Source organism: Thauera propionica (assembly GCF_002245655.1).
Classification (GTDB): domain Bacteria; phylum Pseudomonadota; class Gammaproteobacteria; order Burkholderiales; family Rhodocyclaceae; genus Thauera; species Thauera propionica.
In genome coordinates this window covers 1-23,821 of the sequence record NZ_NOIH01000033.1, presented here as the reverse complement: position 1 = coordinate 23,821, position 23,821 = coordinate 1, and the positions used below count along the sequence as shown (strand labels likewise).

Sequence of the window (23,821 nt, the reverse complement as noted above, 5' to 3'; positions counted from 1 at the left end):
GTCGCCTCCCGGCTCAGCGTGCGGCCGTGGCCGAACGGGCCCGGATGCCGGCCTGCACCGGATCAAGCGCCAGCGTCTCGTCACCCTTGAGGCCGGACAACACCTCCACCGTCTCGCCGCCCTGCAAGGCGCGGCCAAGGCGAATCTGGCGCAGCCCGAAACCACCCTGGCCGTCGGCGACATACACCGCGGTGAGTTCGCCGCGACGCAGCACGGCCTTGGCCGGAATCACGATAGCCTGGGCTGCGACCGGCACGGCCGCAGCGGCCTGGAAGTGAACGCGGGCGAAGCTGCCCGGCAGCACGTTGCCGGTACTGTCCGGCAGATCGACGCGAACCCTGACCGTATGCGTGCGTGCATCGGCCGCCGGCAGCACGGTGACGGCGACGGCTTCGATCAGGCGGCCGTCCGAAAGCTCCACGCTCGCCTTGAGCGGTCCGTCGCCCAGCAGCGCCAGGCGCTGGGGCGCGAGATCGGCCACCGCGCGCATCTGTGCGGGATCGTAGACCGTGAGCAGGGTCCGGCCGGGCTGGGCCATTTCGCCGGCCTCGATTTGGCGCTCGGCGACCAGTCCGTCGAGTGGCGAGTCGATCGTGGCATAGCCCTGCACGGTCGACGCCTGCACGCGTGCCGCGCGCGCGGCACGCACCTGGGCCTCGGCGGCTTCGAACTGGGTGCGGGCGGCATCGAGCGCCGACTGACTCAAGAACTTGCGCTCGACCAGGCTGCGGGCGCGGTCGTACTCGGCACGCGCGTTGATCAGTGCAGTCTGCGCCTGGGCGACATTGGCATCGGCCGCCGCCACCGCCGCACTGGCCTCGGCCGGGTCGATGCGCAGCAGCACCTGCCCCTTGCGGACGCGGTCACCGGCATCGACCGCGAGCTCGACGATACGGCCCGGCATCTGCGCGGCCAGCGTCGACTGGCGTACGGCCTCGATGCTGGCTTCGGCGGCCAGGCTGGTCGCCTGCACCCGGGATTCGATACGAACGGTCGGCACTTCGGCGTGCGCCGACGCGACACCGAGCACGCCTGCGAGCGCGAAGCCCGCACGCGCAAGCATGGGAATGATGGAGATCTTCATGCGCATAAGTATATGCTTATATTTATGAAGATCAAGCACGTAGCACGGCTACGCGCACCCGGCGCGGTCAGGAAACGCAGCTGCGCGCGTACTCGGCCATCGCGGCAACGACCGGATCCGCCTCGCCGGCCGCGGTGGCAAGGTCAATCGTGCATTGGGGATGGGCCTGCCGCACCTCGTCCAGCAGCAGCGGCAAGTCGCGCTTGAGGTGGCCGCCCTGCGCCAGGAAGATCGGCACGACCGCGATGTGACGGGCGCCTGCGGCCGCCAGCGTCGCGATGGCCTCGGGCAGCGTGGGTTGCATGAACTCGAGGAAGGCGAGTTCGACCTGCGGCGCGTCAGGCTGGGCGAGAAGGCGCTCGCGGATGCGACGCATCGGCCCGGCCCATTCGGGATCGCGCGCACCATGGCCGAACAGCACCACGGCAGAAGATTCGGTAGGCGAGGTCTGGCTCATGCTTCAACTCCGGTCAAAGTGAGCTCCGACCCGCGGAACCCGTGATCGTTCGCGTCGCTCAGCCGGCCAGCCGGGCCCGCCCGGCGCGCAGCAGGTGCTCGATGGCACGCGACACGCAGAACAGGCCGACGCTGGCCGTCATGGCCATGCTCGAGCCGTAGCCGGCACAGGCCAGCCCGTGCAGGCCGCGCCGCGCCGCAGGCATATCCGCCGCCGCAAATTCGCCGACATCGCAGGCGGTCGCTGCGGGATAGCGCAGCGCTTCGGTGGAAAACACCGCCTCGATGCCGAACTTCTTCTTCGGGTCACGCGAGAAGCCGTGCTCCTTGCGCAGACGCGCACGCACCTTCGACAGCAGCGGATCCTGCAGCGTGCGTGCAAGGTCGTCCACCCGGATCTGCGCCGGATCGAGCTTGCCGCCAGCGCCACCCGCCATCACCAGCGGCAGCGCACGCGCACGACAGGTGGCGGCGATCGCCACCTTGGCGCGGACATTGTCGATGGCATCGACGACGACGTCGAAACCTTGCAGCAGGGCCTCGGCGTTCTCGGCCGTGAGGAAGTCCTCGACCGTGTCGACGCGGCAGTGTGGGCTGAAGGCCGCGATGCGCTCGGCCATCGCCTGCACCTTTGCCTGCCCCAGCGTGGCGTCGAGCGCATGCACCTGACGGTTGATGTTGGACTCGGCCACATGGTCCAGGTCGATCAGCGTGAGGCGCCCCACCCCGCTGCGCGCAAGCCCCTCCGCGACCCAGGAGCCGACGCCGCCGATCCCGATCACGCAGGCATGCGAAGCGGCCAGCGCGTGCGCTGCCCCTTGTCCGTAGAGGCGATCGATGCCGCCGAAGCGGCGCTCGGCATCGACCTCGGGCTGATCGGAAACGGTGGCAGGCAACGCGGCGCTGGACGACATCAGGCGACGGTCCTTCTCAGACCAACTGGGCCTCGACGGCGCGCTGGCTGTCGAGCCACACACCCAGCCCCTGGGCGTTGAGTTCGAGGTCCATGCGTAACAGTTCCAGCGTCTGCTCCTCGTCGAGCGCCCATTTCTGGCGATCCGCCTCCTCGCGCATCACCTGTTCCAGTCCGGCAAGGATCTCGACGTGGCGCGCGACGCCGTCGCCACGCGCGGCCTGTGCCACGGCGACCATGGCATCGATGAGGCGGTGGAGGTCGGCCGCAAGGCGCGGCACGTCGGTGACGCGGCTGTAGTGGGTCAGGTACATGGCCTGGGGCTGCATGGCCATCATGCGGTCGATCGAATCGTGCATCGCCTGCGGCTCGAACTGCGTCGGCGTGGTGGTCGGCACGACGAAGGCGCGACCATCCACATCGAGTTCGCGATAGGACAGGCCAAAGGTGTCGCCCGTGAAGAAGGCACGGGCCGTGTTGTCCCAGATGCAGATGTGGTGGCGCGCATGCCCCGGGGTGTCGAAGACGCGGAAGCGACGGTCAGCCAGGCGCAGCTCAAGCCCGTCGGTCGCGGGCACGATGCGCTCGGCCGGCACCGGCACGAGCCGGCCATACAACTGGTAGGCGCGCTCGGCGCCGTAGACGGCCGAGGTTCCCTCCCAGAGCTTGCTCGGATCGACCATGTGGCGCACGCCGCGCGGATGCACCAGCAGTTTCGCGTTGGGTAGCGCGCACATCAGGCTGCCCGCACCACCCGCATGATCGAGGTGAATGTGGGTCAGCATGACCCAGTCGACGTTCTCCGGCGGAATGCCCAAGGAAGCGAGTGCAGTGAGCACCCGCGGCACGGAATCGTTGCTGCCCGTATCGACGATCGCCGCCCGCCCCTCCTCGACCACGATATGGATGGCGGCAAGCAACGGCCGGCCATAACCGGATTCGAGGGCCTGAATGCCGTCCGGCTGGCTGATGAGTTCGTTCATTATGGTCTCCCTCCTCCTACCGCAACTTTGGGTTCGAATGCCCAAATTCAATCCTAGGCGTGACGTGCGTCCGCAGCCCGGACGCACGTCACGTTGTGCGATGCGTTCGTCGCGATTCAGAACGGGATGTCGTCGTCGAAATCACCGAAACCCGACGAGGACTGCGCAGGCTGCGACTGCGGGCGCGGCGCCGCCGCCGGGGCCTGGCGCGGGGCCGGCGCGGGGGCATCGTAGCCGCCCTCGGAGCCGCGCATCGGCGCGTCGCCGCCTTCACGGCGGCCAAGCATCTTCATCTCGTCGGCACGGATCTCGGTGGTGTAGCGGTCCTGACCACTCTGGTCCTGCCACTTGCGCGTGCGCAGGCTGCCCTCGATGTAGACCTGGCTGCCCTTGCGCAGGTACTGACCAGCGATCTCGGCGAGCTTGCCGTAGAACGTGACGCGATGCCATTCGGTGGCTTCACGGCGTTCGCCGGTGTTCTTGTCGCGCCAGTTCTCGGTGGTCGCCAGGCGGATGTTGCAGATGGCGTCGCCGGACGGCGCGAAGCGGCTTTCGGGATCGGCGCCGAGGTTGCCGATCAGGATGACTTTGTTGACGGATGCCATCGGGTTTCTCCTAGGTGTGCAAGTGGCTGCGCGACGCGCAGCGAAAAATTCAGTCCCGCGCCGGTGCGGGTGCGACACGAACCGGCGGCGGGTTCATGCTGGTCGACAACACCAGCCAGGCCAGCGCCAGCACGCCGCAGAAAAGGCTGACGGCACCCGCGCCAAAACGCTGCCCCAGCCAGCCACCGAGCAGGCCGCCGAGGAACAGGCCGATGGACTGCAGGGTGTTGTAGACCCCGAGCGCGGTCCCCTTTGCATGCGCCGGCGCGATGCGCGAGATCCACGACGGCTGCGTCGCCTCGAGCACGTTGAAGGCGACGAAGAACAGCGTCAGCAGCAATGCCAATGGTATCAGCCCGTCACCCACCAGCCACAGCCCGAACTGCACCAGCGCCAGCAATCCGACCGCGGCATTGAACACCGGTTTCATCAGGTTGCGGCGCTCGGCGACGATGACGGCCGGCACCATGACGACGAAGGACAGCAGCACCGCCGGCAGATAGACCTTCCAGTGCTCGGGCACCGGCAGGCCGCCGCTCGACACCAGCGCGGCCGGCACCATCACCCACATCGTGGTCTGGATCAGGTGCAGCGCGAACACGCCGAAGTTCAGCCGCATCAGCTGGCCGTCGCGCAGCACGTCGATGAAGCGCCCACCGTTCGCGCGTGGCACCGGCGGCGCCTCGGGCACGACCCACAGCAGGACGCCGATCGCGCCAAACGCGAGCACGGCAGTCAGCCAGAAGATCCCGTCCATGCCGATGGCGGCATACAGCAACGGCGCTGCCACCATCGACAGCGCGAACACCAGGCCGATCGACGACCCGATCATCGCCATGACCTTGGTGCGGTGCTGGTCGCGCGTGAGGTCGGCAGCCAGCGCGGTGACGGCAGCCGAGATGGCGCCCGCGCCCTGCAGCACACGGCCAGCGATGATCATGTGGATGCTGTCGGCGAGGGCGGCGACGATGCTGCCCACGACGAACAGCACCAGGCCGAAGACGATGACCGGCTTGCGGCCAAAACGGTCGGACGCGGCGCCATAGGCAATCTGCAGGCAGGCCTGGGTCAGCCCGTAGGCGCCGATCGCGAGGCCGACGAGCGTCAGGTTGTCGCCCCCGGGGATGCCCGCCGCGTGCACCGCGAAGACCGGCAGAATCAGGAACAGGCCGAGCATGCGCAGCGCGAAGATCGCGGCCAGGCTCATGCCTGCGCGACGTTCAGCGGAAGTCATGGGATCTCGCGACGGGACGGACATGCGAAAGGCCGGTTGCGGTAAAGCCGCGAATTCTAACATTGCCCCACCCCTGGCTGACGGATTGCGTTGGCCCGCGCAGGCGTTCTCTCTTATAGTTTCGGGTTCCCTACCGCCAGGCCTGCCGCCATGGACGAGATCCGCATCCGCGGTGCACGAACCCACAACCTGAAGAACATCAACATCGATCTGCCGCGCAACCGGCTGACGGTGATCACCGGGCTGTCGGGCTCGGGTAAGTCTTCGCTGGCGTTCGATACGCTCTACGCCGAAGGGCAGCGTCGCTACGTGGAGTCGCTGTCGGCTTACGCGCGCCAGTTCCTGCAGTTGATGGAGAAGCCGGACGTGGACCTGATCGAGGGTCTGTCGCCGGCGATCTCCATCGAGCAGAAGGCAACCAGCCACAACCCGCGCTCCACGGTCGGCACGGTCACCGAGATCCACGACTACCTCCGACTGCTTTACGCGCGCGCCGGCACGCCGCACTGCCCCGATCACCCCGAGCACGCCCTCGAAGCGCAGAGCGTGGCGCAGATGGTGGACCACGTGCTGGCACTGCCCGCCGAGACAAGGCTGATGATCCTGGCGCCGGTCGTCGCGGGCCGCAAGGGCGAGCAGCACGACCTCTTCGCCGACCTGCGCGCTCAGGGCTTCGTGCGCGTGCGCGTCGACGGCGAGGTGATGGAGCTCGATGCGATGCCGCCGCTGGAGAAGGGCCGGCGCCACAACGTCGAGGTCGTCATCGACCGCCTGAAGGTGCGCGACGACGTGCGCGGACGCATCGCCGAGTCCTTCGAGACTGCGCTGACACATGCCGACGGACGCGCAATCGCGGTCGAGATGGACTCCGGGCGTGAGCACCTGTTCTCGGCCCGCTTCGCCTGCCCTGTGTGCAGCTTCGCGCTCGCCGAACTGGAGCCGCGGCTGTTCTCGTTCAACAACCCGGCCGGCGCCTGCCCCAAGTGCGATGGCTTGGGCCAGGTGGACTTCTTCGACCCGGCGCGCGTGGTCGCCCACCCGGAACTGTCGCTGGCGGCCGGCGCGATCCGCGGCTGGGACCGGCGCAACCAGTTCTACTTCCAGATGCTGGCGAGCCTGGCGGCGCACTACGCTTTTGACATCGAAGCCGCATTCGAGACCCTGCCCGAGCGCGTACGCGACGTCGTGCTGCACGGTTCGGGCAAGGAGAAAATCGCCTTCCGCTACATGGCGGACAACGGCCGCATGGTGTTCAAGGAGCACCCCTTCGAAGGCATCATTCCGAACCTCGAGCGGCGCTTCCGCGAGACCGACTCGATCGCGGTGCGCGAGGAGCTGACCAAATACCGCGCAACCCAGCCCTGCACCAGCTGTCACGGCAGCCGGCTGCGCAGCGAGGCCCGCCACGTGCTGATTGGCGGACGCGCATTGCATGAGGTGGGCCATCTGCCGCTGGGCGAATGCCGCGACTTCTTCGCAGGCCTGAACCTGAGTGGCGCGCGCGCCCAGGTCGCCGACAAGATCGTCAAGGAGATTGCCGACCGCCTGAGCTTCCTGATCAACGTCGGTCTCGACTATCTGTCGCTCGACCGCTCCGCCGACACCCTGTCGGGCGGCGAGGCCCAGCGCATCCGCCTCGCGAGCCAGATCGGCTCAGGTCTGACCGGCGTCATGTACGTGCTCGACGAGCCCTCGATCGGCCTGCACCAGCGCGACAACGACCGCCTGCTGGCAACCCTGGCGCAGCTGCGCGATCTCGGCAACACCGTGATCGTCGTCGAACACGACGAGGATGCGATCCGCAGCGCCGACTACCTGGTGGACATGGGACCGGGCGCCGGCGAGCACGGCGGCCACGTTGTCGCCCACGGCACGCCGGCGGAGGTCATCGCCGATCCGGCCTCGGTCACCGGCGACTATCTGTCCGGCCGCCGCGCCATCGCAGTACCGTCCCGCCGCGCCGTACCGGACGAGGCACGCCAGCTGCGCATCGTCGGTGCGCGCGGCAACAACCTGAAGAACGTGGACGTGTCCCTGCCCCTGGGCTTGCTGACCTGCGTCACCGGCGTCTCCGGTTCGGGGAAGTCGACGCTCATCAACGACACGCTGGCCGCCGCCGCTTCACGCCAGCTGTACAAGTCCGCCACCGAACCGGCGCCGCACGAAACCATTGAGGGCCTGGACGCTTTTGACAAGGTGATCAACGTCGACCAGTCGCCGATCGGCCGCACCCCGCGCTCCAATCCGGCGACCTACACCGGCCTGCTGACACCGATCCGCGAACTGTTCGCCGGCGTACCCGAAGCGCGTGCGCGCGGCTACGGGCCGGGGCGGTTCTCTTTCAACGTCCGCGGCGGCCGCTGCGAGGCCTGCCAGGGCGACGGCCTGATCAAGGTCGAGATGCATTTCCTGCCGGACATGTACGTGCCCTGCGACGTCTGCCACGGCAAGCGCTACAACCGCGAGACCCTCGAGATCCGCTACAAGGGACGCAGCATCCAGGAAGTGCTGGAGATGACGGTCGAACAGGCGCTGGCGTTCTTCGCCGCCGTCCCGACCGTCGCACGCAAGCTCGAAACCCTGATGGACGTCGGCCTCGGCTACATTCGCCTTGGCCAGAGCGCGACGACCCTGTCGGGCGGCGAAGCGCAGCGCGTGAAGCTCGCGCTCGAACTCTCCAAGCGCGACACCGGCCGCACGCTCTACATCCTCGACGAACCGACCACCGGCCTGCACTTCCAGGACATCGAGTTGCTGCTGAAGGTCCTGCACCGCCTGCGTGACCACGGCAACACCATCGTCGTCATCGAGCACAACCTTGACGTGATCAAGACTGCCGACTGGATCATCGACATGGGCCCCGAAGGCGGCGCCGGCGGTGGCACCGTGGTCGCCTGCGGCACCCCGGAAAGTGTCGCCGCGAATCCGCAGAGCCACACCGGCCGCTACCTCGGCAAGGCGCTAGCGGCCAGCGTCGCGCGCGCATGACCCGCGCGCAGGCTCGGCACTCCGCACTTCATGCGTCGCGGTAACCGAGCGGATTCATGCTCTGCCAACGCCACGCATCCACGCACATCGCATCCAGGTCACGCTCGGCGCGCCAGCCGAGCACCGACTGCGCCCGCGACGGATCGGCCCAGCATGCGGCGACATCCCCGGGGCGGCGCGCGACGATATCGAACGGCACCAGCCGGCCCGACGCCTTCTCGAAGGCGCGCACCATCTCCAGTACGCTGTAGCCGCGTCCGGTGCCGAGGTTGAGCGTCGTCACGCCGGACAAGGCGTCGATCCGCTCGAGCGCACGCAAGTGCCCGACCGCGAGATCGACGACGTGGATGTAGTCGCGCACACCGGTACCGTCTGGCGTCGGGTAGTCGCTGCCGAACACCCGCAGGCGCGGCAGGCGTCCCACTGCGACCTGGCTGACGTAGGGCATCAGGTTGTTCGGCAGGCCGTCAGGATCCTCTCCGATTCGCCCGCTGGCGTGTGCGCCCACCGGATTGAAGTAGCGCAGCAGCACGATGTGCCAACGCTGGTCCGCAGCTCCGAGGTCGCGCAGGATCTGCTCCCCCATGAGCTTGGTCCAGCCGTACGGATTCGTCGCCGTCGTCGGGAAACTCTCGTCGATCGGCACGCGCGCCGGGTCGCCGTACACGGTCGCCGAGGAGCTGAACACCAGCTTCCGGCAGCCTGCGTTCTCCATCGCCTGCAGTACCGACAGCAGTCCCTGCAGATTGTTGTCGTAGTACGCGAGCGGCTGCGCCACCGACTCGCCGACCGCCTTCTTCGCCGCGAAGTGGACCACCGCTTCGATGTCGTGCGTGGCGAACACCTCGGCCAGCAGCCGACGGTCCCGGACGTCACCCCGGACAAAGGCGCGCAGCGGACGTCCTGCCAGCTCCACGATCCTTCGCACCGCCTCCGGCGACGCATTGGACAGATCGTCGACGATGACAACCTCCCGTCCCGCGTCGAGCAACTCCACACACGTGTGCGAGCCGATATAGCCCGCCCCGCCAGTCACCAACGTCACAGCCATCTGAAACCTCCGGGCACGCCCGACGCCAGGCGAAAAAAAACCGGGCAATAGCCCGGTTTCCTCGACTTCACGACCCGATTCAGGCCGCTTCGCCTTCCACTTCGACCGCTTCCCCTTCCTGGCGATCCAGCAGTTCGACAAACGCCATCGGCGCGTTGTCGCCATCGCGGAAACCGCACTTCAGGATGCGCAGGTAGCCGCCGTTGCGGGTGGCGTAGCGCGGGCCCAGCTCGTCGAACAGCTTCACGACCATGTCGCGGTCGCGCAGACGGTTGAAAGCCAGACGGCGATTGGACAGGCTGGGCTTCTTGCCCAGGGTGATCATCGGCTCCACCACGCGGCGAAGTTCCTTCGCCTTCGGCAGGGTCGTCTTGATCACTTCGTGACGCAGCAGCGAGTTAGCCATGTTGCGGAACATCGCCTGGCGGTGGCTGCTGGTACGATTCAGCTTGCGAAGACCGTTACGGTGACGCATTTCAATTCCTCACTTGCCCGGCGTCTCAACCGAGCTTCTCAAGCCCGGCCGGCGGCCAGTTTTCCAGTTTCATGCCAAGGGTGAGACCGCGCGAGGCCAACACTTCCTTGATCTCGTTCAGCGACTTGCGACCCAGGTTCGGGGTCTTCAGCAGTTCCGTCTCGGTACGCTGAATCAGATCGCCGATGTAGTAGATGTTCTCGGCCTTCAGGCAATTGGCCGAACGCACCGTCAGCTCCAGATCGTCGACCGGGCGCAGCAGCACCGGATCGATTGTGACCTCGGGCTTCGTCACCTGCGGCGCGGCCGTGCCTTCCAGCTCGGCGAACACCGACAACTGGTCCATCAGCACGCGCGCAGCGTAGCGAATGGCCTGCTCCGGATCCACGGCACCGTTGGTCTCGATGTCGATGACCAGGCGATCCAGGTCGGTCCGCTGCTCGACGCGCGCGCTCTCGACCAGGTAGCTGACGCGGCGCACCGGGCCGAACGAGGCGTCAAGGACAATTCGCCCGATCGCCTTGCTCTCGGCATTGACCGGACGCACGTTGCCAGGCACGTAGCCGCGACCTTCCTCGACCTTGATCTGCATGTCCAGCTTGCCGCCAGGCGCGATGTGCGCGATGACGTGGTCGGGGTTGATGATCTCGACGTCGTGACCCAGTTCGATGTCCGCCGCCGTGACCACGCCCTCACCCGACTTCGCCAGGCGAAGGGTGACTTCACTGCGGTTGTGCAGCTTGAACACCACACCCTTCAGATTCAACAGCAGATCGACGATGTCTTCGCGGACGCCATCCAGCGTGGAGTACTCATGGAGCACTCCCTCGATCGTCACTTCGGTCGGTGCGTGACCCGGCAGCGACGACAGGAGGATGCGCCGCAGCGCATTCCCCAGCGTGTGGCCGAAACCGCGCTCGAACGGCTCCATAGTCACCCGCGCCTGGACCGGCGAGGTGCTCTGGACGTCGATGATGCGCGGTTTCAGCAGTGCATTGCTTTGCATCAGCATTCCCTCGGAACTAGAAGAGGATCAGCCTCCCGATCAGCGGGAGTACAGTTCCACCACCAGGCCTTCATTGATCGTGGGGGGCAGCTCGGAACGAACCGGATACGCCTTGAACACGCCCTTGCCGGCCTTCGTATCCACATCCAGCCACTCGGGGAAACCACGCGAGGCGGCCGCTTCCAGCGCAGCCTTGACACGCAGGTGACCACGAGCACGCTCGGTCAGCTCGACGACGTCACCCGGACGCACGACGTACGACGGGATGTTCACGCGCTTGCCATTGACCAGCACACCGTTGTGGCGCACCACCTGACGAGCCTCGGCACGCGAAGCGCCGAACCCCATGCGGTAAGCCACGGAGTCCAGACGGCCTTCGAGCAGTTGCAGCAGGTTCTCGCCGGTCTGACCGCGACGACGGTCAGCTTCGGCGTACACCTTGCGGAACTGGCGCTCGAGCACGCCGTAGAGACGGCGGATCTTCTGCTTTTCACGCAGCTGAACACCATAACCCGACAGACGCTGACCCGAGCGCTGACCATGCTGGCCAGGCGCGTAAGCGCGGCGCTCGATGGCGCACTTGTCGGTGAAACACTTTTCGCCCTTCAGAAACAGCTTTTCGCCTTCGCGACGGCACTGACGGCACTTGGGATCGAGATTACGAGCCACTTATCAACTCCTTGTCAGATACGGCGCTTTTTCGGCGGACGGCAGCCGTTATGCGGGATGGGGGTGATGTCCGTAATGCTGGAAATCTTGATCCCCAGCGCGTTCAGCGCGCGAACGGAAGACTCGCGACCCGGGCCGGGGCCCTTGATGCGCACTTCCAGATTCTTGATGCCGCATTCCTGGGCGACCTTGCCAGCCGCTTCAGCGGCGACCTGCGCCGCGAACGGCGTGCTCTTGCGCGAGCCCTTGAAGCCGGCGCCGCCAGACGTTGCCCACGACAGCGCGTTGCCCTGACGGTCGGTGATGGTGATGATCGTATTGTTGAAGCTCGCGTGAATGTGGGCGATACCCTCGGCCACATTCTTCTTGACCTTCTTACGAACCTTCGTTCCAGTCTTAGCCATTATCGGTTCCTATTACTTCTTGCCGGCGATCGCCTTGCGGGGACCTTTGCGGGTACGCGCATTCGTACGAGTGCGCTGACCCCGCAGCGGCAGGCCGCGACGATGACGCACGCCGCGATAGCAGCCCAGGTCCATCAGTCGCTTGATGTTCATCGTCACTTCACGACGCAGATCGCCCTCAACAACGAAACGACCGACTTCGTCACGCAGCTTCTCCATGTCCGACTCGGTCAGATCCTTGATCTTCGTCGAGCGAACAACGCCTGCGGCGTCGCAAATCTTCTGAGCACGCGTACGGCCGATCCCAAAGATTGCGGTCAACGCGATCTCGGCGTGCTTGTGATTGGGAATGTTTACCCCAGCAATACGGGCCATCCGTCTACCCCAAAACGCGAAACATTAAATTTTAATAGCAAGAGTTGACTTAATCAACCCTGGCGCTGCTTGTGCCGCGGATCGGTGCAGATGACGCGAACGACACCTTTGCGGCGAATGATTTTGCAATTGCGGCAAAGCCGCTTGACTGAAGCCTGGACTCGCATGTTCTTGCTCCTGTTTCTCTATTCTCACTTGGTCCGGAACACGATCCGGCCCTTGGTCAGGTCGTAGGGGGTGAGCTGCACCGTCACCTTGTCACCGGGAAGGATGCGGATGTAATGCATGCGCATCTTGCCGGAGATGTGGCCGAGGACCATGTGTCCGTTCTCGAGCCTGACGCGGAACGTTGCGTTGGGGAGGTTCTCCGTCACCTCGCCCTGCATCTCGATGACATCTTCCTTCGCCATGTCTTACCTGGTCGGGAGACCGGCCCCCTTGAAGTTCGCCTTCTTCAGCAGACTCTCGTACTGGTGCGACATCACGAACGCCTGAACCTGAGCCATGAAATCCATCGTGACGACGACGATGATCAACAGCGAGGTGCCACCGAAATAGAACGGAACGTTCCACTTCAGAATCAGGAACTCGGGCAGCAGGCAGACCAGGGTGATATACACCGCGCCAGCCAGCGTCAGCCGCATGAGAATCTTGTCAATGTAGCGTGCGGTCTGATCGCCCGGCCGGATACCCGGAACGAAGGCCCCACTCTTCTTCAGGTTGTCAGCCGTCTCGCGGGCGTTGAACACCAGCGCCGTGTAGAAGAAGCAGAAGAACACGATCGCCAGCGCGTACAGCATCACGTAGATCGGCTGCCCGGGCGACAGCGTGGACGAGATGTCACGCAGCCAGTACATCCCCTCGGAGGAGCCGAACCACTGACCCAGCGTCGCCGGGAACAGAATGATGCTCGACGCGAAGATCGGCGGGATCACGCCCGACATGTTCAGCTTCAGGGGCAGGTGGGAACTCTGACCACCGTACACCTTGTTGCCGACCTGCCGCTTGGCGTAATTCACCAGGATCTTCCGCTGCCCCCGCTCCACGAACACCACGAACCCGGTCACCAGCACCACCAGCGTGCAGATGAACAGCGCCGTGAAGGGATGCATGGAACCCGTCCGCACCAGCTCGAACAACCCACCGATTGCGCTCGGCAGCCCCGCCACGATACCCGCGAAGATGATGATCGAGATCCCGTTGCCGATACCGCGCTCCGTGATCTGCTCACCCAACCACATCAGGAACATCGTGCCCGTGACGAGCGTCGCGACCGTGACGAAGCGGAACATCAGCCCCGGATCGAGCACCAGGCCCGGCTGCCCCTCGAGCGCGATCGCAATACCCAGCGACTGTGCAAAGGCCAAGACGAGCGTGCCGTAACGCGTGTACTGAGTGATCTTCCGACGCCCTGCCTCGCCCTCTTTCTTGAGTGCCTCCAGTGTAGGCACCGCCACCGTCATCAACTGCATGATGATGGAGGCCGAGATGTAGGGCATGATGCCCAGCGCGAAGATCGTGAAGCGCGAGAGCGCACCACCCGAGAACAGATTGAAGACGCCGAGAATGCCGCCCGCCTGCGACTGGAACAGCTCAGCCAGCCGCTCGGGATCGATGCCCGGGACGGGGATGTGCGCGCCCAACCGATAGACGATCAGTGCGCCCACCAGGAACAGCAGGCGACGTTTGAGGTCGCCGAACCGCCCCGGATTGCCCAGCGTGGCAGAAGGAGTAGCCACAGCCTGTCCCTTTTTTACTCAGCCGACACGGAGCCGCCGGCAGCTTCGATCGCTGCCTTGGCACCCTTGGTCGCACCGACGCCGCGAAGCACGACCTTGCGGTCGATCGCGCCCGACAGCACAACCTTCGCGGACAGCGCGTCGGCAGGAACCACGCCCGCCTGCATCAGCGTCAGCAGGTCGATCTCTTCGACCGGCACAGCAGCAAGCTCGGACAGGCGCACTTCCACGTTGCGGGCGCGCGTCAGCGACACAAAGCCACGCTTCGGCAGGCGACGCTGCAGCGGCATCTGACCGCCTTCGAAGCCCGTCTTGTGGAAACCGCCCGCGCGGGATTTCTGACCCTTGTGGCCGCGGCCGCAGGTTTTGCCCAGGCCGCTGCCGATGCCACGCCCGACGCGCTTGGCGACAGACTTGGAGCCGGCGGCCGGCTTAATGGTATTCAGGCGCATATCAACCCTCACACTTGACCAGGTAGGACACCTTGTTGATCATGCCGCGCACCTCGGGCGTGTCCGCCAGCTCAACCGTGTGGTTGAGGCGGCGCAGGCCGAGCCCGCGCACGGTAGCGCGGTGCGACTGCTTGGTGCCGATCACGCTCTTGACGAGCGTCACCTTGATTTTCTTGTCCGACATCGCTTACCCCAGGATCTCTTCGACAGTCTTGCCGCGCTTGGCAGCAATCTCAGCCGGAGTGTTGATCGCCATCAGGCCGTTGATGGTGGCACGCACGACGTTGTAAGGATTGGCCGAGCCAATGCACTTGCAGATAACGTCGGTCACGCCCATCACTTCGAACACGGCGCGCATCGGGCCGCCGGCGATGATGCCGGTACCGGCCGGAGCGGGCTGCATCAGCACGGACGATGCGCCATGTTTGCCGATCACGGTGTGCTGGAGCGTGCCGTTCTTGAGCGAGACCTTGCGCATTTTGCGACGCGCTTCGTCCATCGCCTTCTGAACCGCCACCGGCACTTCGCGGGACTTGCCCTTGCCCATGCCGATCGCACCGTCGCCGTCACCGACCACGGTCAGCGCCGCGAAGCCGAGAATCCGACCGCCCTTGACGACCTTGGTCACGCGATTGATCGCGACCATCTTCTCCCGCAGGCCGTCATCGCGCTCGTCGGAGGCTTGCGCACGTTTGGTTTGCTGCTTAGCCATTCGATTCCTCGCTTAGAACTTGAGGCCGCCTTCGCGGGCAGCCTCGGCCAGCGCCTTCACGCGGCCGTGATACAGGAAGCCGGAGCGGTCGAACGCAACCTGCTCGATCCCAGCAGCCTTGGCGCGCTCGGCGATCAGCTTGCCGACGAGTTCCGCAGCAGCCTTGTTGCCACCGTTCGGCACCTGGGCGCGAACGCCCGCCTCGACGGTGGACGCAGCCGCGAGAACCTTCGAGCCGCAACCCGAGATGACTTGCGCGTAGATATGGCAGTTGGACCGGAACACCGCGAGGCGAACCGCCTTGAGCTCCGCCAGCTTGGCGCGAGTTTTGCGCGCACGGCGAAGACGAGTTTCTTTCTTGTTCATGACGAACCGCCTTACTTCTTCTTGGTTTCCTTGAGCACCACCACCTCGTCCGCATAGCGAACGCCCTTGCCCTTGTAGGGCTCGGGAGAGCGGTAGGCCCTCACCTCGGCCGCGACCTGGCCAACCTGCTGCTTGTCGACACCCTTGATCAGGATCTCGGTCTGCGTCGGCGTCTCGACCTTGACGCCTGCCGGCATCTGATGGACAACCGGGTGCGAGAAGCCGAGCGACAGGTTGAGCTTGTCACCCTGAGCCTGCGCACGGTAACCGACGCCAACCAGGGTCAGCTTGCGCTCGAAGCCCTTGGTCACGCCCGTCACCATGTTGTTCACCAGAGCGCGCACGGTACCCGACATTGCACGAGCGTTTGGCACGCCATCGCGCGCCCTGCACACGATCGCGTCACCCTCGCGCTCGACGCTCACCTGGCCGGTCAGCGGCTGGCGAAGTGTACCCAGCGGGCCCTTCACGGCGATTTCGGCGTCGGAAATCATGACTTCGACACCACTCGGAATCGCCACCGGATTCTTAGCTACACGAGACATGGCATCTCCCCTTAGGCAACCAGGCAGATGACTTCGCCGCCGACGCGATTCGCACGCGCGCTACGGTCAGTCATCACACCACGCGGGGTGGACACGATTGCAACGCCGAGGCCGTTCATCACGCGCGGCAGCTCGTCGCTTCCCTTGTAGATACGCAGACCAGGGCGGCTCACACGCTCGATGCGCTCGATGACCGGACGACCCGCGTAGTACTTCAGCGTCACGTCCAGAGTGGCCTTGCCGGCTTCGTCGTTGACGGCGAAGCCGTCGATGTAACCTTCGTCCTGCAGAACCTTCGCGATCGCGACCTTCAGCTTCGACGAGGGCATCGAGACCGATGCCTTCTGCGCCTGTTGGCCATTGCGGATGCGCGTCAGCATGTCGGCGATGGGATCGGACATACTCATCTTCGAATTCTCCTTACCAGCTCGCCTTGGTCATGCCAGGCACTTCGCCGCGGAAAGCGATCTCGCGCAGCTTGTTGCGGCACAGACCGAACTTGCGGAACACACCACGCGGACGACCGGTCAGCGCGCAACGATTGCGCTGACGCGTCGGGTTGGCGTTGCGCGGCAGCTGCTGCAGCGCAAGGCGAGCCGTCATGCGTTCTTCTTCGGACAGCTTGGTGTCCTGGACCTGCGCAACCAGTGCGGCGCGCTTTGCGGCAAACTTGGCCACCAGCTTCGCGCGCTTGGCTTCGCGATTGATCAGAGCGAGTTTCGCCATATCACCCTCAATTCTTGAACGGGAACTTGAACGCACCCAGAAGCGCACGCGCCTCTTCGTCCGTCTTCGCCGTCGTCGTGATGCTGATGTTCATCCCGCGCAGAGCATCGATCTTGTCGTACTCGATTTCCGGGAAGATGATCTGTTCCTTGACGCCGAGGTTGTAGTTGCCACGACCATCGAAACCCTTGGCACCAATACCACGGAAGTCGCGAACACGAGGCAGCGCGATCGTGACCAGGCGATCCAGGAACTCGAACATGCGCGGACCACGCAGCGTGACCATGCAGCCGATCGGGTAGCCATCACGAATCTTGAAGCCAGCGATCGACTTGCGCGCCTTGGTGGCAACGGGCTTCTGACCGGCAATCTTGGTCATGTCGCCAATGGCGTGCTCGAGAATCTTCTTGTCGCCAACTGCCTCACCGACACCCATGTTCAGGGTGATCTTGGTGATGCGCGGCACTTCCATCACGGACTTGTAGCCGAACTGCTGTTGCAGCGCCGGCGCCACTTCGTCCTTGTAAACCTGTTGCAAGCGAGCCATCGTCACTCCTTAGGCGTTCACCAGCTCGCCGTTCGACTTGAAGAAGCGGACCTTGCGGCCGTCCTCAAGCGTCTTGATCCCGACGCGATCACCCTTTTGGGTGGCGGGATTGAACAGCGCGACGTTCGAAACATGGATCGGCATCTCTTTCTCGACGATGCCACCCACTTCACCCTTCAGCGGATTCGGGCGCACATGCTTCTTGACCCGATTCACACCCTCGACCACGACGCGCTCGTCATCGACGCGGCGCAGCACGGCGCCGCGACGGCCACGATCCTTGCCCGTCAGCACCACCACTTCGTCACCCTTGCGGATCTTGTTCATCTAGCGACTCCTCAGAGCACTTCAGGCGCCAGCGAGACGATCTTCATGAACCGCTCGGAGCGCAGCTCGCGCGTCACCGGCCCGAAGATACGGGTGCCGATCGGCTCGAGTTTGTTGTTCAGGAGGACGGCCGCGTTGTTGTCGAACTTGACCAGCGAGCCGTCAGGACGACGAACACCCTTGGCGGTACGAACCACCACGGCGTTGTAGACGTCACCCTTCTTCACACGACCGCGCGGCGCGGCATCTTTCACGGTGACCTTGATGATGTCGCCAATGCCGGCATAGCGGCGCTTGGAACCACCCAGGACCTTGATGCACATCACCGAGCGCGCGCCGGTGTTGTCGGCCACGTCCAGTCTGGACTGCATTTGAATCATGAAAATATCTCCAACTTATCCCGCATGTGCGGACAGTCTTGGAACCCGTCAGGGTAGGATGCCCCGAGCGAGCCCCGGAGCAAAGAGGCAAAAGTATAACAGCCTGACACCGGGGTGCCAAGCTGTTTTTTCGTTTGCTACTTACTCGCTACTCAGATGACACGTGCCTTCTCGAGCACCTTGGCAACACGCCAGGTCTTGGTGCGCGAGATCGGACGGCACTCCTCGATTTCCACGAGGTCGCCAGCCGCCGCCACGCCGTCTTCGACGTGGGCGTGGTACTTCGCCGAACGCGTGATGATCTTGCCGTAGAGCGGATGCTTCACCCGGCTCTCGACGAGGACCGTCACGGTCTTCTGCATCTTGTCGCTCACCACACGCCCAACCAGCGCGCGGCGAACCTTTTGAACTTGCTCGCTCATTGCTGACCCGCCTTTTCGCGCAGGATGGTACGGACGCGCGCGATGTCGCGACGAACCTTCCCGATCTGACTCGTATTGCCCAACTGCTGCGTCGCATGCTGCATGCGCAGCGAGAACTGCGCCTTCAGCAGGTCGAGCAGCTCCGTGTTCAACTCATCAGCGCTCTTGGCGCGGAGTTCACTCGCTTTCATGCTCAAGCTCCCACCATGCGAGTGACGAACACCGTCTCGATCGGAAGCTTCGCGGCAGCAAGCCGGAATGCTTCACGAGCGAGGGCCTCGTCCACGCCGTCCATTTCATACAGCACCTTGCCGGGCTGGATCTCGGCAACCCAGTACTCCGGATTACCCTTGCCGTTACCCATACGGACTTCGGCGGGCTTCTTCGAGATCGGCTTGTCCGGGAAAATACGGATCCAGATGCGACCACCGCGCTTGATGTGGCGGGTCATCGCGCGACGCGCGGACTCGATCTGGCGCGCCGTCAGACGGCCACGACCGACCGCCTTCAGACCGTACTCGCCGAAGGACACCTTAGCACCACGGGTAGCGATACCCGTGTTGCGGCCCTTCTGCTCCTTGCGATACTTCCTTCTAGTCGGCTGCAGCATCATTCACCCCTGCTTTCTTCTTGCCGGCCTTCGCCACGACGGGCGGGACGACGACCCGGACGGCCTTCGCCATCACGCGGGGCGCCACGGCGGCCACGGCGGTTGTCGGCTTCCGGCTCGGCGGCAACCGGCTGTTCATTGCGACCCAGCATCTCGCCCTTGAACACCCAAACCTTGATGCCGATGATGCCGTAGGTCGTCTTGGCTTCCGAAACACCGTAGTCGATGTTGGCGCGCAGGGTGTGCAGCGGAACACGACCTTCGCGATACCACTCGGTACGGGCGATTTCGGCACCGTTCAGACGGCCGGAGCTCATGATCTTGATGCCTTGGGCACCCAGACGCATCGCGTTCTGCATCGCGCGCTTCATCGCACGGCGGAACATGATGCGCTTCTCGAGCTGCTGCGCGATCGAGTCGGCGATCAGCTTGGCATCGACTTCGGGCTTGCGCACTTCCTCGATGTTGACGTGAACCGGCACGCCAACGATCTTCTGCAGGTCGCGCTTCAGCGCCTCGATGTCTTCACCCTTCTTGCCGATGACCACACCAGGCCGCGCACTGTACAGCGTGACGCGGGCATTCTTGGCCGGACGCTCGATGATGACACGACCCACCGATGCGTGCGCCAGTCGCTTCTTGAGATACTCACGGACCTTCAGGTCCTCGTGCAGCATACCGGCGTAGTCGCGGCTGGAAGCGAACCAGCGCGAACCCCAGTCACGCGTGACGGCGAGGCGGAAGCCAGTGGGATTGATTTTCTGACCCATGTTTACTCCTTACTCGCCGACAGTCACGTAGACGTGGCAGGTGGGCTTGAGGATGCGGTTGCCGCGACCCTTCGCACGCGCGGTGAAGCGCTTGAGCGTCATGCCCTCTTCCACGTGAATGGTCTTGACCTTCAGCGCGTCGATATCGGCACCGTCGTTATGCTCGGCATTCGCGATTGCGGACTCGACCACCTTGCGGATGATCTTTGCGCCCTTCTTCGGCGAGAAAGCAAGGATGTTGAGCGCCTGCTCGACGGACTTGCCGCGCACCAGATCGGCGACCAGACGGCCCTTCTGGGCCGAAAGGCGTACGCCACGGAGAATTGCTTTGGTTTCCATGTCGTCCTCTTAACGCTTGGCCTTCTTGCTGGCAGCGTGACCCTTGAAGGTACGCGTCAGCGCGAACTCACCCAGCTTGTGGCCGACCATGTTTTCGGTCACGAACACGGGGATGTGCTGCTTGCCGTTGTGAACGGCAATCGTCAGACCGATGAAGTCGGGCAGGATCGTGGAGCGACGCGACCAGGTCTTGATCGGGCGCTTGTCGTTGCTCGTCCGAGCCGCGTCGACCTTCTTCAGGAGGTGCGCGTCGATGAACGGGCCTTTCTTGATAGAACGTGCCATCTTTTACCCCTTAACGCTTATGACGACGCTGCACGATCATGTTGTCGGTGCGCTTGTTGCTGCGGGTGCGATAACCCTTGGCAGGCGTACCCCACGGGCTGACCGGCTCGCGAGCCTCACCGGTGCGGCCTTCGCCACCACCGTGCGGGTGATCGACCGGGTTCATCGCCACACCGCGAACGGTCGGGCGGATGCCACGCCAGCGATTCGCACCAGCCTTGCCGATCTTGCGCAGGCCATGCTCTTCGTTGCCGACTTCACCGATGGTCGCGCGGCACTCGACATGCACGCGGCGAATTTCGCCCGAGCGCAGACGGAGCTGAGCATAGGTACCTTCGCGCGCCAGCAGCTGAACCGAAGTACCGGCAGCGCGCGCAATCTGGGCACCCTTGCCCGGCGTCATCTCGATGCAGTGGATCGTCGAACCGACCGGGATGTTGCGGATCGGCAGGGCATTGCCCGGCTTGATCGGCGCCTCTGCGCCGCTCAGCAGCTGCTGACCGACCTCAACGCCACGCGGAGCGATGATGTAACGACGCTCGCCATCGGCGTAGCACAGCAGTGCGATGTGCGCCGAACGGTTCGGGTCGTACTCGATACGCTCGACTTTCGCCGGAATGCCGTCCTTGTTGCGACGGAAGTCAACCAGACGATAGTGCTGCTTGTGGCCACCGCCCTGATGGCGAACGGTGATGCGGCCGTTGTTGTTACGGCCAGCGTTCTTGCTCTGCTTCTCGACCAGGGACGCAACCGGACGACCCTTGTACAGGTCCGGATTGACCACCTTGACCTGGGCGCGACGGCCGGCAGAGGTAGGCTTGAGTTTTACGATTGCCATGATCTATCACTCCCCAGCCGCAAAGTTGATTTCCTGGCCGGGCTTCAGGCAGACGAAGGCCTTCTTCCAGTCCTTGCGACGACCCATGGTCTTGCCAAAGCGCTTGGTCTTGCCCTTGACGTTCAAGACCTGCACCGACTTGACCTCAACCTTGAAGAGCGCCTCGACGGCCGCCTTCACTTCAGGCTTGGTTGCATCGGCGGCGACCTTGAATACCACCTGCTCGTTCTTGTCGGCGACGAACGTCGCCTTCTCGGAGATCTGCGGGGCGAGCAGCACCTGCAGCAGACGTTCCTGACTGATCGCGCTCATTGCCACGCTTCCTCCATCTTCGCCAGCGCACCCTTGGTGACCAGCACCTTCGGGAAACGCACCAGCGACACCGGATCCGCCTCGTTGACTTCCAGCACCAGAACCTGGTGCAGGTTGCGCGAAGACAGGAACAGGTTCTCGTCGATTTCGTCGGTGATGACCAGGACGGAATCCAGGCCCATACCCTTAAGCTTCTGCGACAGCAGACGGGTCTTCGGCGCCTCGACGCTGAAGTTGTCCACGATCGCGAGACGATCTTCGCGCGCCAGCTGCGAGAGGATCGCCGCCACACCGGCGCGATACATCTTGCGGTTGACCTTCTGGCTGAAGTTCTCGTCCGGGGTATTCGGGAAGATCTTGCCGCCCCCGCGCCACAGCGGGCTCGAGGCCATACCGGCACGCGCATTGCCCGTACCCTTCTGGCGGAACGGCTTGCGGGTCGACTTGGCGATCTCCGAACGGCCCTTCTGCTTGCGGTTGCCCGAGCGCGCGTTCGCCATGTAGGCGGTCACGACCTGATGCACCAGCGCTTCGTTGTAGTCACGACCGAACAGCACATCCGACGCCTGCAGCGTCGACGCGGCCTGACCCTGATCATTCAAGAGTTTCAGTTCCATTCCGCGCTCCTTAGGCCTTGACCGCCGGGCAGACGACCACGTCGCCACCCTTCGAACCCGGCACTGCACCCTTCACCAGCAGCAACTGACGCTCGACATCCACGCGAACGATCTCCAGACCCTGGGTCGTGCGCTGCACATTGCCGTACTGACCAGCCATGCGCTTACCCGGGAAGACGCGACCCGGATCCTGCGCCATACCGATCGAGCCCGGCGAATTGTGCGAGATGGAGTTACCGTGGGAAGCACGGTTCGACGAGAAGTTGTGACGCTTGATCGGACCCGAAAAGCCCTTACCGATCGTCACACCCGTCACATCGACCTTCTGGCCAACCTGGAACAGGTCCGCCTCGATCACATCACCGGCATTGAAGCCTGCAACCTGATCCTCAGCGATGCGGAATTCCTTCATGCCGCGGCAGGGCTCAACGCCCGCCTTGGCCAGATGGCCTGCAACCGGCTTGGTGATGCGGCTGGCGCGACGCTTGCCATAAGCGACCTGCACCGCGGCATAACCGTCGGTCTCAACCGTCTTGATCTGGGACACACGATTGTCCGACACGTCAAGCACCGTCACCGGGATGGTACGACCATCCTCGGCGAAGATGCGAGTCATGCCGACCTTGCGTCCAACAAGGCCTAGACTCATTTTTTTCTCCTGAATCCCGGTTGCGATTGACCGGGGGTCACAATTAATGCGCCAAAAGGCACAAAGGCCGGATTATACCGGCCTATTCGAAACTTCTGCAAGCAGGGATTGCTTACTGAAGCTTGATCTCGACATCCACACCCGCCGGAAGGTCCAGCTTCATCAGCGCGTCGACCGTCTTGTCGGTCGGATCGATGATGTCCATCAGGCGCTGGTGAGTACGAATCTCCATCTGGTCACGCGACGACTTGTTGACGTGCGGCGAACGCAGCAGATCGAAACGCTCGATACGGGTCGGCAGCGGCACGGGACCACGAACCACGGCGCCGGTGCGCTTGGCGGTTTCGACGATCTCGAGCGCCGATTGGTCGATCAGGCGGTAATCGAAGGCTTTCAGACGAATGCGGATTTTCTGGTTCTGCATGGTTTTTCCTAAAGAGCGAAAAGAGCATGGAGCGGAGTCGGACGACTCCGCTCCATCGAGACTTACTCGATGATCTTGGCGACGACGCCGGCGCCGACGGTACGGCCACCTTCGCGGATCGCGAAGCGCAGACCTTCTTCCATGGCGATCGGGGCGATCAGCTTGACGGTGATCGACACGTTGTCGCCCGGCATGACCATCTCGGTACCCTCAGGCAGCGAGATCGAACCGGTCACGTCCGTGGTACGGAAGTAGAACTGCGGACGGTAGTTGTTGAAGAACGGAGTGTGACGGCCGCCCTCTTCCTTCGACAGAACGTAGATCTCGCCCGTGAAGTGGGTGTGCGGGGTGATCGAACCCGGCTTGCACAGCACCTGGCCGCGCTCGACGTCTTCACGCTTGGTGCCGCGCAGCAGCACGCCGACGTTGTCACCGGCCTGACCCTGGTCCAGCAGCTTGCGGAACATTTCCACGCCGGTGCAGGTGGTCTTGACGGTGGGCTTGATGCCGACGATCTC

Annotated in this window: 38 protein-coding genes; 1 reads left to right on the top strand and 37 read right to left on the bottom strand. The window is 64.2% G+C overall.

All coding sequences use genetic code 11. The features are described from left to right. Window positions 1-13: 13 nt before the first annotated feature. The 6 genes from CGK74_RS17170 to CGK74_RS17145 form a co-directional block, all read right to left on the bottom strand. Window positions 14-1,084: an efflux RND transporter periplasmic adaptor subunit gene (locus CGK74_RS17170; protein ID WP_094269648.1), complete on the bottom strand. Its 1,071-nt coding sequence runs from the start codon at window positions 1,082-1,084 to the stop codon at window positions 14-16. A 67-nt stretch (window positions 1,085-1,151) separates the two neighbouring features. Next, entirely contained in the window at window positions 1,152-1,541 is a 390-nt protein-coding gene (locus tag CGK74_RS17165; RefSeq protein ID WP_094269611.1) for a sirohydrochlorin chelatase, read from the bottom strand. Window positions 1,542-1,599: 58 nt separating this feature from the next. Continuing rightward, window positions 1,600-2,454: a tRNA threonylcarbamoyladenosine dehydratase gene (locus CGK74_RS17160; RefSeq protein ID WP_094269610.1), complete on the bottom strand. Its 855-nt coding sequence runs from the start codon at window positions 2,452-2,454 to the stop codon at window positions 1,600-1,602. Between the two features lie 16 nt (window positions 2,455-2,470). Further along, the gene (locus CGK74_RS17155; protein WP_094269609.1) at window positions 2,471-3,436 is read right to left on the bottom strand and encodes an MBL fold metallo-hydrolase; all 966 of its coding nucleotides are present in this window, start codon (window positions 3,434-3,436) and stop codon (window positions 2,471-2,473) included. A 116-nt stretch (window positions 3,437-3,552) separates the two neighbouring features. Continuing rightward, on the bottom strand, window positions 3,553-4,041 hold the full coding sequence (ssb, locus tag CGK74_RS17150; RefSeq protein WP_094269608.1) for a single-stranded DNA-binding protein: 489 nt from the start codon (window positions 4,039-4,041) through the stop codon (window positions 3,553-3,555). 49 nt (window positions 4,042-4,090) lie between these two features. Next, window positions 4,091-5,275 carry an MFS transporter gene (locus CGK74_RS17145; protein WP_094269607.1) on the bottom strand — a complete coding sequence of 395 codons (1,185 nt, stop codon included), beginning with the start codon at window positions 5,273-5,275 and terminating at the stop codon, window positions 4,091-4,093. 150 nt (window positions 5,276-5,425) lie between these two features. On the opposite strand from CGK74_RS17145, the gene uvrA reads away from it, so the two are divergent. Beyond that, window positions 5,426-8,263, top strand: coding sequence for an excinuclease ABC subunit UvrA (uvrA, locus tag CGK74_RS17140; protein ID WP_094269606.1), 2,838 nt, complete (start codon window positions 5,426-5,428; stop codon window positions 8,261-8,263). A 28-nt stretch (window positions 8,264-8,291) separates the two neighbouring features. Here the strand turns inward: uvrA and galE are convergent, their stop codons facing one another. The 31 genes from galE to CGK74_RS16985 form a co-directional block, all read right to left on the bottom strand. Then, complete coding sequence (galE, locus tag CGK74_RS17135; RefSeq protein WP_094269605.1) at window positions 8,292-9,314, bottom strand: UDP-glucose 4-epimerase GalE; 1,023 nt, start codon at window positions 9,312-9,314, stop codon at window positions 8,292-8,294. Window positions 9,315-9,393: 79 nt separating this feature from the next. After that, window positions 9,394-9,789 (bottom strand): 50S ribosomal protein L17, encoded by a 396-nt coding sequence (gene rplQ, locus CGK74_RS17130; RefSeq protein WP_094269604.1) that lies wholly within the window; start codon window positions 9,787-9,789, stop codon window positions 9,394-9,396. A gap of 25 nt (window positions 9,790-9,814) precedes the next feature. After that, a complete protein-coding gene (locus tag CGK74_RS17125) occupies window positions 9,815-10,795 on the bottom strand; it encodes a DNA-directed RNA polymerase subunit alpha (RefSeq protein WP_094269647.1) in 981 nt (326 codons plus the stop codon). Window positions 10,796-10,834: 39 nt separating this feature from the next. Beyond that, complete coding sequence (rpsD, locus tag CGK74_RS17120) at window positions 10,835-11,464, bottom strand: 30S ribosomal protein S4 (RefSeq protein WP_004258287.1); 630 nt, start codon at window positions 11,462-11,464, stop codon at window positions 10,835-10,837. Between the two features lie 14 nt (window positions 11,465-11,478). Next, window positions 11,479-11,868: a 30S ribosomal protein S11 gene (rpsK, locus tag CGK74_RS17115; RefSeq protein ID WP_004332354.1), complete on the bottom strand. Its 390-nt coding sequence runs from the start codon at window positions 11,866-11,868 to the stop codon at window positions 11,479-11,481. A 12-nt stretch (window positions 11,869-11,880) separates the two neighbouring features. After that, a complete protein-coding gene (gene rpsM, locus CGK74_RS17110) occupies window positions 11,881-12,243 on the bottom strand; it encodes a 30S ribosomal protein S13 (protein ID WP_004332356.1) in 363 nt (120 codons plus the stop codon). Between the two features lie 53 nt (window positions 12,244-12,296). Further along, window positions 12,297-12,410 carry a 50S ribosomal protein L36 gene (gene rpmJ / locus CGK74_RS17105; protein ID WP_004258276.1) on the bottom strand — a complete coding sequence of 38 codons (114 nt, stop codon included), beginning with the start codon at window positions 12,408-12,410 and terminating at the stop codon, window positions 12,297-12,299. 24 nt (window positions 12,411-12,434) lie between these two features. Then, window positions 12,435-12,653: a translation initiation factor IF-1 gene (gene infA, locus CGK74_RS17100; protein ID WP_002931617.1), complete on the bottom strand. Its 219-nt coding sequence runs from the start codon at window positions 12,651-12,653 to the stop codon at window positions 12,435-12,437. A 3-nt stretch (window positions 12,654-12,656) separates the two neighbouring features. After that, window positions 12,657-13,982, bottom strand: a complete 1,326-nt coding sequence (secY, locus tag CGK74_RS17095) for a preprotein translocase subunit SecY (protein WP_094269603.1) — start codon at window positions 13,980-13,982, stop codon at window positions 12,657-12,659. Window positions 13,983-13,996: 14 nt separating this feature from the next. Beyond that, window positions 13,997-14,434: a 50S ribosomal protein L15 gene (rplO, locus tag CGK74_RS17090; protein WP_094269602.1), complete on the bottom strand. Its 438-nt coding sequence runs from the start codon at window positions 14,432-14,434 to the stop codon at window positions 13,997-13,999. A 1-nt stretch (window position 14,435) separates the two neighbouring features. Continuing rightward, on the bottom strand, window positions 14,436-14,618 hold the full coding sequence (rpmD, locus tag CGK74_RS17085) for a 50S ribosomal protein L30 (protein WP_004258273.1): 183 nt from the start codon (window positions 14,616-14,618) through the stop codon (window positions 14,436-14,438). A gap of 3 nt (window positions 14,619-14,621) precedes the next feature. Further along, a complete protein-coding gene (rpsE, locus tag CGK74_RS17080; RefSeq protein WP_094269601.1) occupies window positions 14,622-15,146 on the bottom strand; it encodes a 30S ribosomal protein S5 in 525 nt (174 codons plus the stop codon). Window positions 15,147-15,158: 12 nt separating this feature from the next. Beyond that, the gene (rplR, locus tag CGK74_RS17075) at window positions 15,159-15,512 is read right to left on the bottom strand and encodes a 50S ribosomal protein L18 (RefSeq protein WP_094269600.1); all 354 of its coding nucleotides are present in this window, start codon (window positions 15,510-15,512) and stop codon (window positions 15,159-15,161) included. Window positions 15,513-15,523: 11 nt separating this feature from the next. Continuing rightward, a complete protein-coding gene (gene rplF / locus CGK74_RS17070; protein ID WP_094269599.1) occupies window positions 15,524-16,057 on the bottom strand; it encodes a 50S ribosomal protein L6 in 534 nt (177 codons plus the stop codon). Between the two features lie 11 nt (window positions 16,058-16,068). Continuing rightward, window positions 16,069-16,464, bottom strand: a complete 396-nt coding sequence (gene rpsH, locus CGK74_RS17065; protein WP_048706205.1) for a 30S ribosomal protein S8 — start codon at window positions 16,462-16,464, stop codon at window positions 16,069-16,071. A gap of 13 nt (window positions 16,465-16,477) precedes the next feature. Then, entirely contained in the window at window positions 16,478-16,783 is a 306-nt protein-coding gene (gene rpsN, locus CGK74_RS17060; protein WP_094269598.1) for a 30S ribosomal protein S14, read from the bottom strand. 7 nt (window positions 16,784-16,790) lie between these two features. Then, a complete protein-coding gene (rplE, locus tag CGK74_RS17055) occupies window positions 16,791-17,330 on the bottom strand; it encodes a 50S ribosomal protein L5 (RefSeq protein WP_094269646.1) in 540 nt (179 codons plus the stop codon). A 9-nt stretch (window positions 17,331-17,339) separates the two neighbouring features. Beyond that, the gene (rplX, locus tag CGK74_RS17050; RefSeq protein WP_094269597.1) at window positions 17,340-17,657 is read right to left on the bottom strand and encodes a 50S ribosomal protein L24; all 318 of its coding nucleotides are present in this window, start codon (window positions 17,655-17,657) and stop codon (window positions 17,340-17,342) included. 11 nt (window positions 17,658-17,668) lie between these two features. Continuing rightward, entirely contained in the window at window positions 17,669-18,037 is a 369-nt protein-coding gene (gene rplN, locus CGK74_RS17045; protein WP_004258229.1) for a 50S ribosomal protein L14, read from the bottom strand. Window positions 18,038-18,189: 152 nt separating this feature from the next. Next, the gene (gene rpsQ, locus CGK74_RS17040) at window positions 18,190-18,459 is read right to left on the bottom strand and encodes a 30S ribosomal protein S17 (protein ID WP_004258226.1); all 270 of its coding nucleotides are present in this window, start codon (window positions 18,457-18,459) and stop codon (window positions 18,190-18,192) included. Continuing rightward, window positions 18,456-18,650 carry a 50S ribosomal protein L29 gene (gene rpmC, locus CGK74_RS17035; RefSeq protein WP_094269596.1) on the bottom strand — a complete coding sequence of 65 codons (195 nt, stop codon included), beginning with the start codon at window positions 18,648-18,650 and terminating at the stop codon, window positions 18,456-18,458. The genes rpsQ and rpmC overlap by 4 nt, the downstream gene beginning before the upstream one ends. A gap of 2 nt (window positions 18,651-18,652) precedes the next feature. Continuing rightward, complete coding sequence (rplP, locus tag CGK74_RS17030; RefSeq protein ID WP_004258222.1) at window positions 18,653-19,069, bottom strand: 50S ribosomal protein L16; 417 nt, start codon at window positions 19,067-19,069, stop codon at window positions 18,653-18,655. Beyond that, window positions 19,069-19,839, bottom strand: a complete 771-nt coding sequence (gene rpsC / locus CGK74_RS17025) for a 30S ribosomal protein S3 (protein WP_004258219.1) — start codon at window positions 19,837-19,839, stop codon at window positions 19,069-19,071. Before rpsC ends, rplP begins: the two co-directional genes overlap by 1 nt. 9 nt (window positions 19,840-19,848) lie before the next feature. Continuing rightward, the gene (gene rplV, locus CGK74_RS17020) at window positions 19,849-20,178 is read right to left on the bottom strand and encodes a 50S ribosomal protein L22 (protein WP_004258218.1); all 330 of its coding nucleotides are present in this window, start codon (window positions 20,176-20,178) and stop codon (window positions 19,849-19,851) included. Between the two features lie 9 nt (window positions 20,179-20,187). Beyond that, on the bottom strand, window positions 20,188-20,463 hold the full coding sequence (gene rpsS / locus CGK74_RS17015; protein WP_004258198.1) for a 30S ribosomal protein S19: 276 nt from the start codon (window positions 20,461-20,463) through the stop codon (window positions 20,188-20,190). 10 nt (window positions 20,464-20,473) lie between these two features. Then, a complete protein-coding gene (rplB, locus tag CGK74_RS17010; RefSeq protein ID WP_094269595.1) occupies window positions 20,474-21,301 on the bottom strand; it encodes a 50S ribosomal protein L2 in 828 nt (275 codons plus the stop codon). Window positions 21,302-21,307: 6 nt separating this feature from the next. Beyond that, the gene (gene rplW / locus CGK74_RS17005) at window positions 21,308-21,613 is read right to left on the bottom strand and encodes a 50S ribosomal protein L23 (protein WP_094269594.1); all 306 of its coding nucleotides are present in this window, start codon (window positions 21,611-21,613) and stop codon (window positions 21,308-21,310) included. Beyond that, window positions 21,610-22,230, bottom strand: coding sequence for a 50S ribosomal protein L4 (rplD, locus tag CGK74_RS17000; protein ID WP_094269593.1), 621 nt, complete (start codon window positions 22,228-22,230; stop codon window positions 21,610-21,612). The genes rplW and rplD overlap by 4 nt, the downstream gene beginning before the upstream one ends. Before the next feature lie 10 nt (window positions 22,231-22,240). Continuing rightward, the gene (gene rplC, locus CGK74_RS16995) at window positions 22,241-22,879 is read right to left on the bottom strand and encodes a 50S ribosomal protein L3 (RefSeq protein ID WP_094269592.1); all 639 of its coding nucleotides are present in this window, start codon (window positions 22,877-22,879) and stop codon (window positions 22,241-22,243) included. A 112-nt stretch (window positions 22,880-22,991) separates the two neighbouring features. Beyond that, on the bottom strand, window positions 22,992-23,303 hold the full coding sequence (gene rpsJ / locus CGK74_RS16990; protein ID WP_004258173.1) for a 30S ribosomal protein S10: 312 nt from the start codon (window positions 23,301-23,303) through the stop codon (window positions 22,992-22,994). 62 nt (window positions 23,304-23,365) lie between these two features. Further along, the coding region (locus CGK74_RS16985; RefSeq protein ID WP_240498765.1) for an EF-Tu C-terminal domain-related protein at window positions 23,366-23,821 on the bottom strand (456 nt) is incomplete at its 5' end.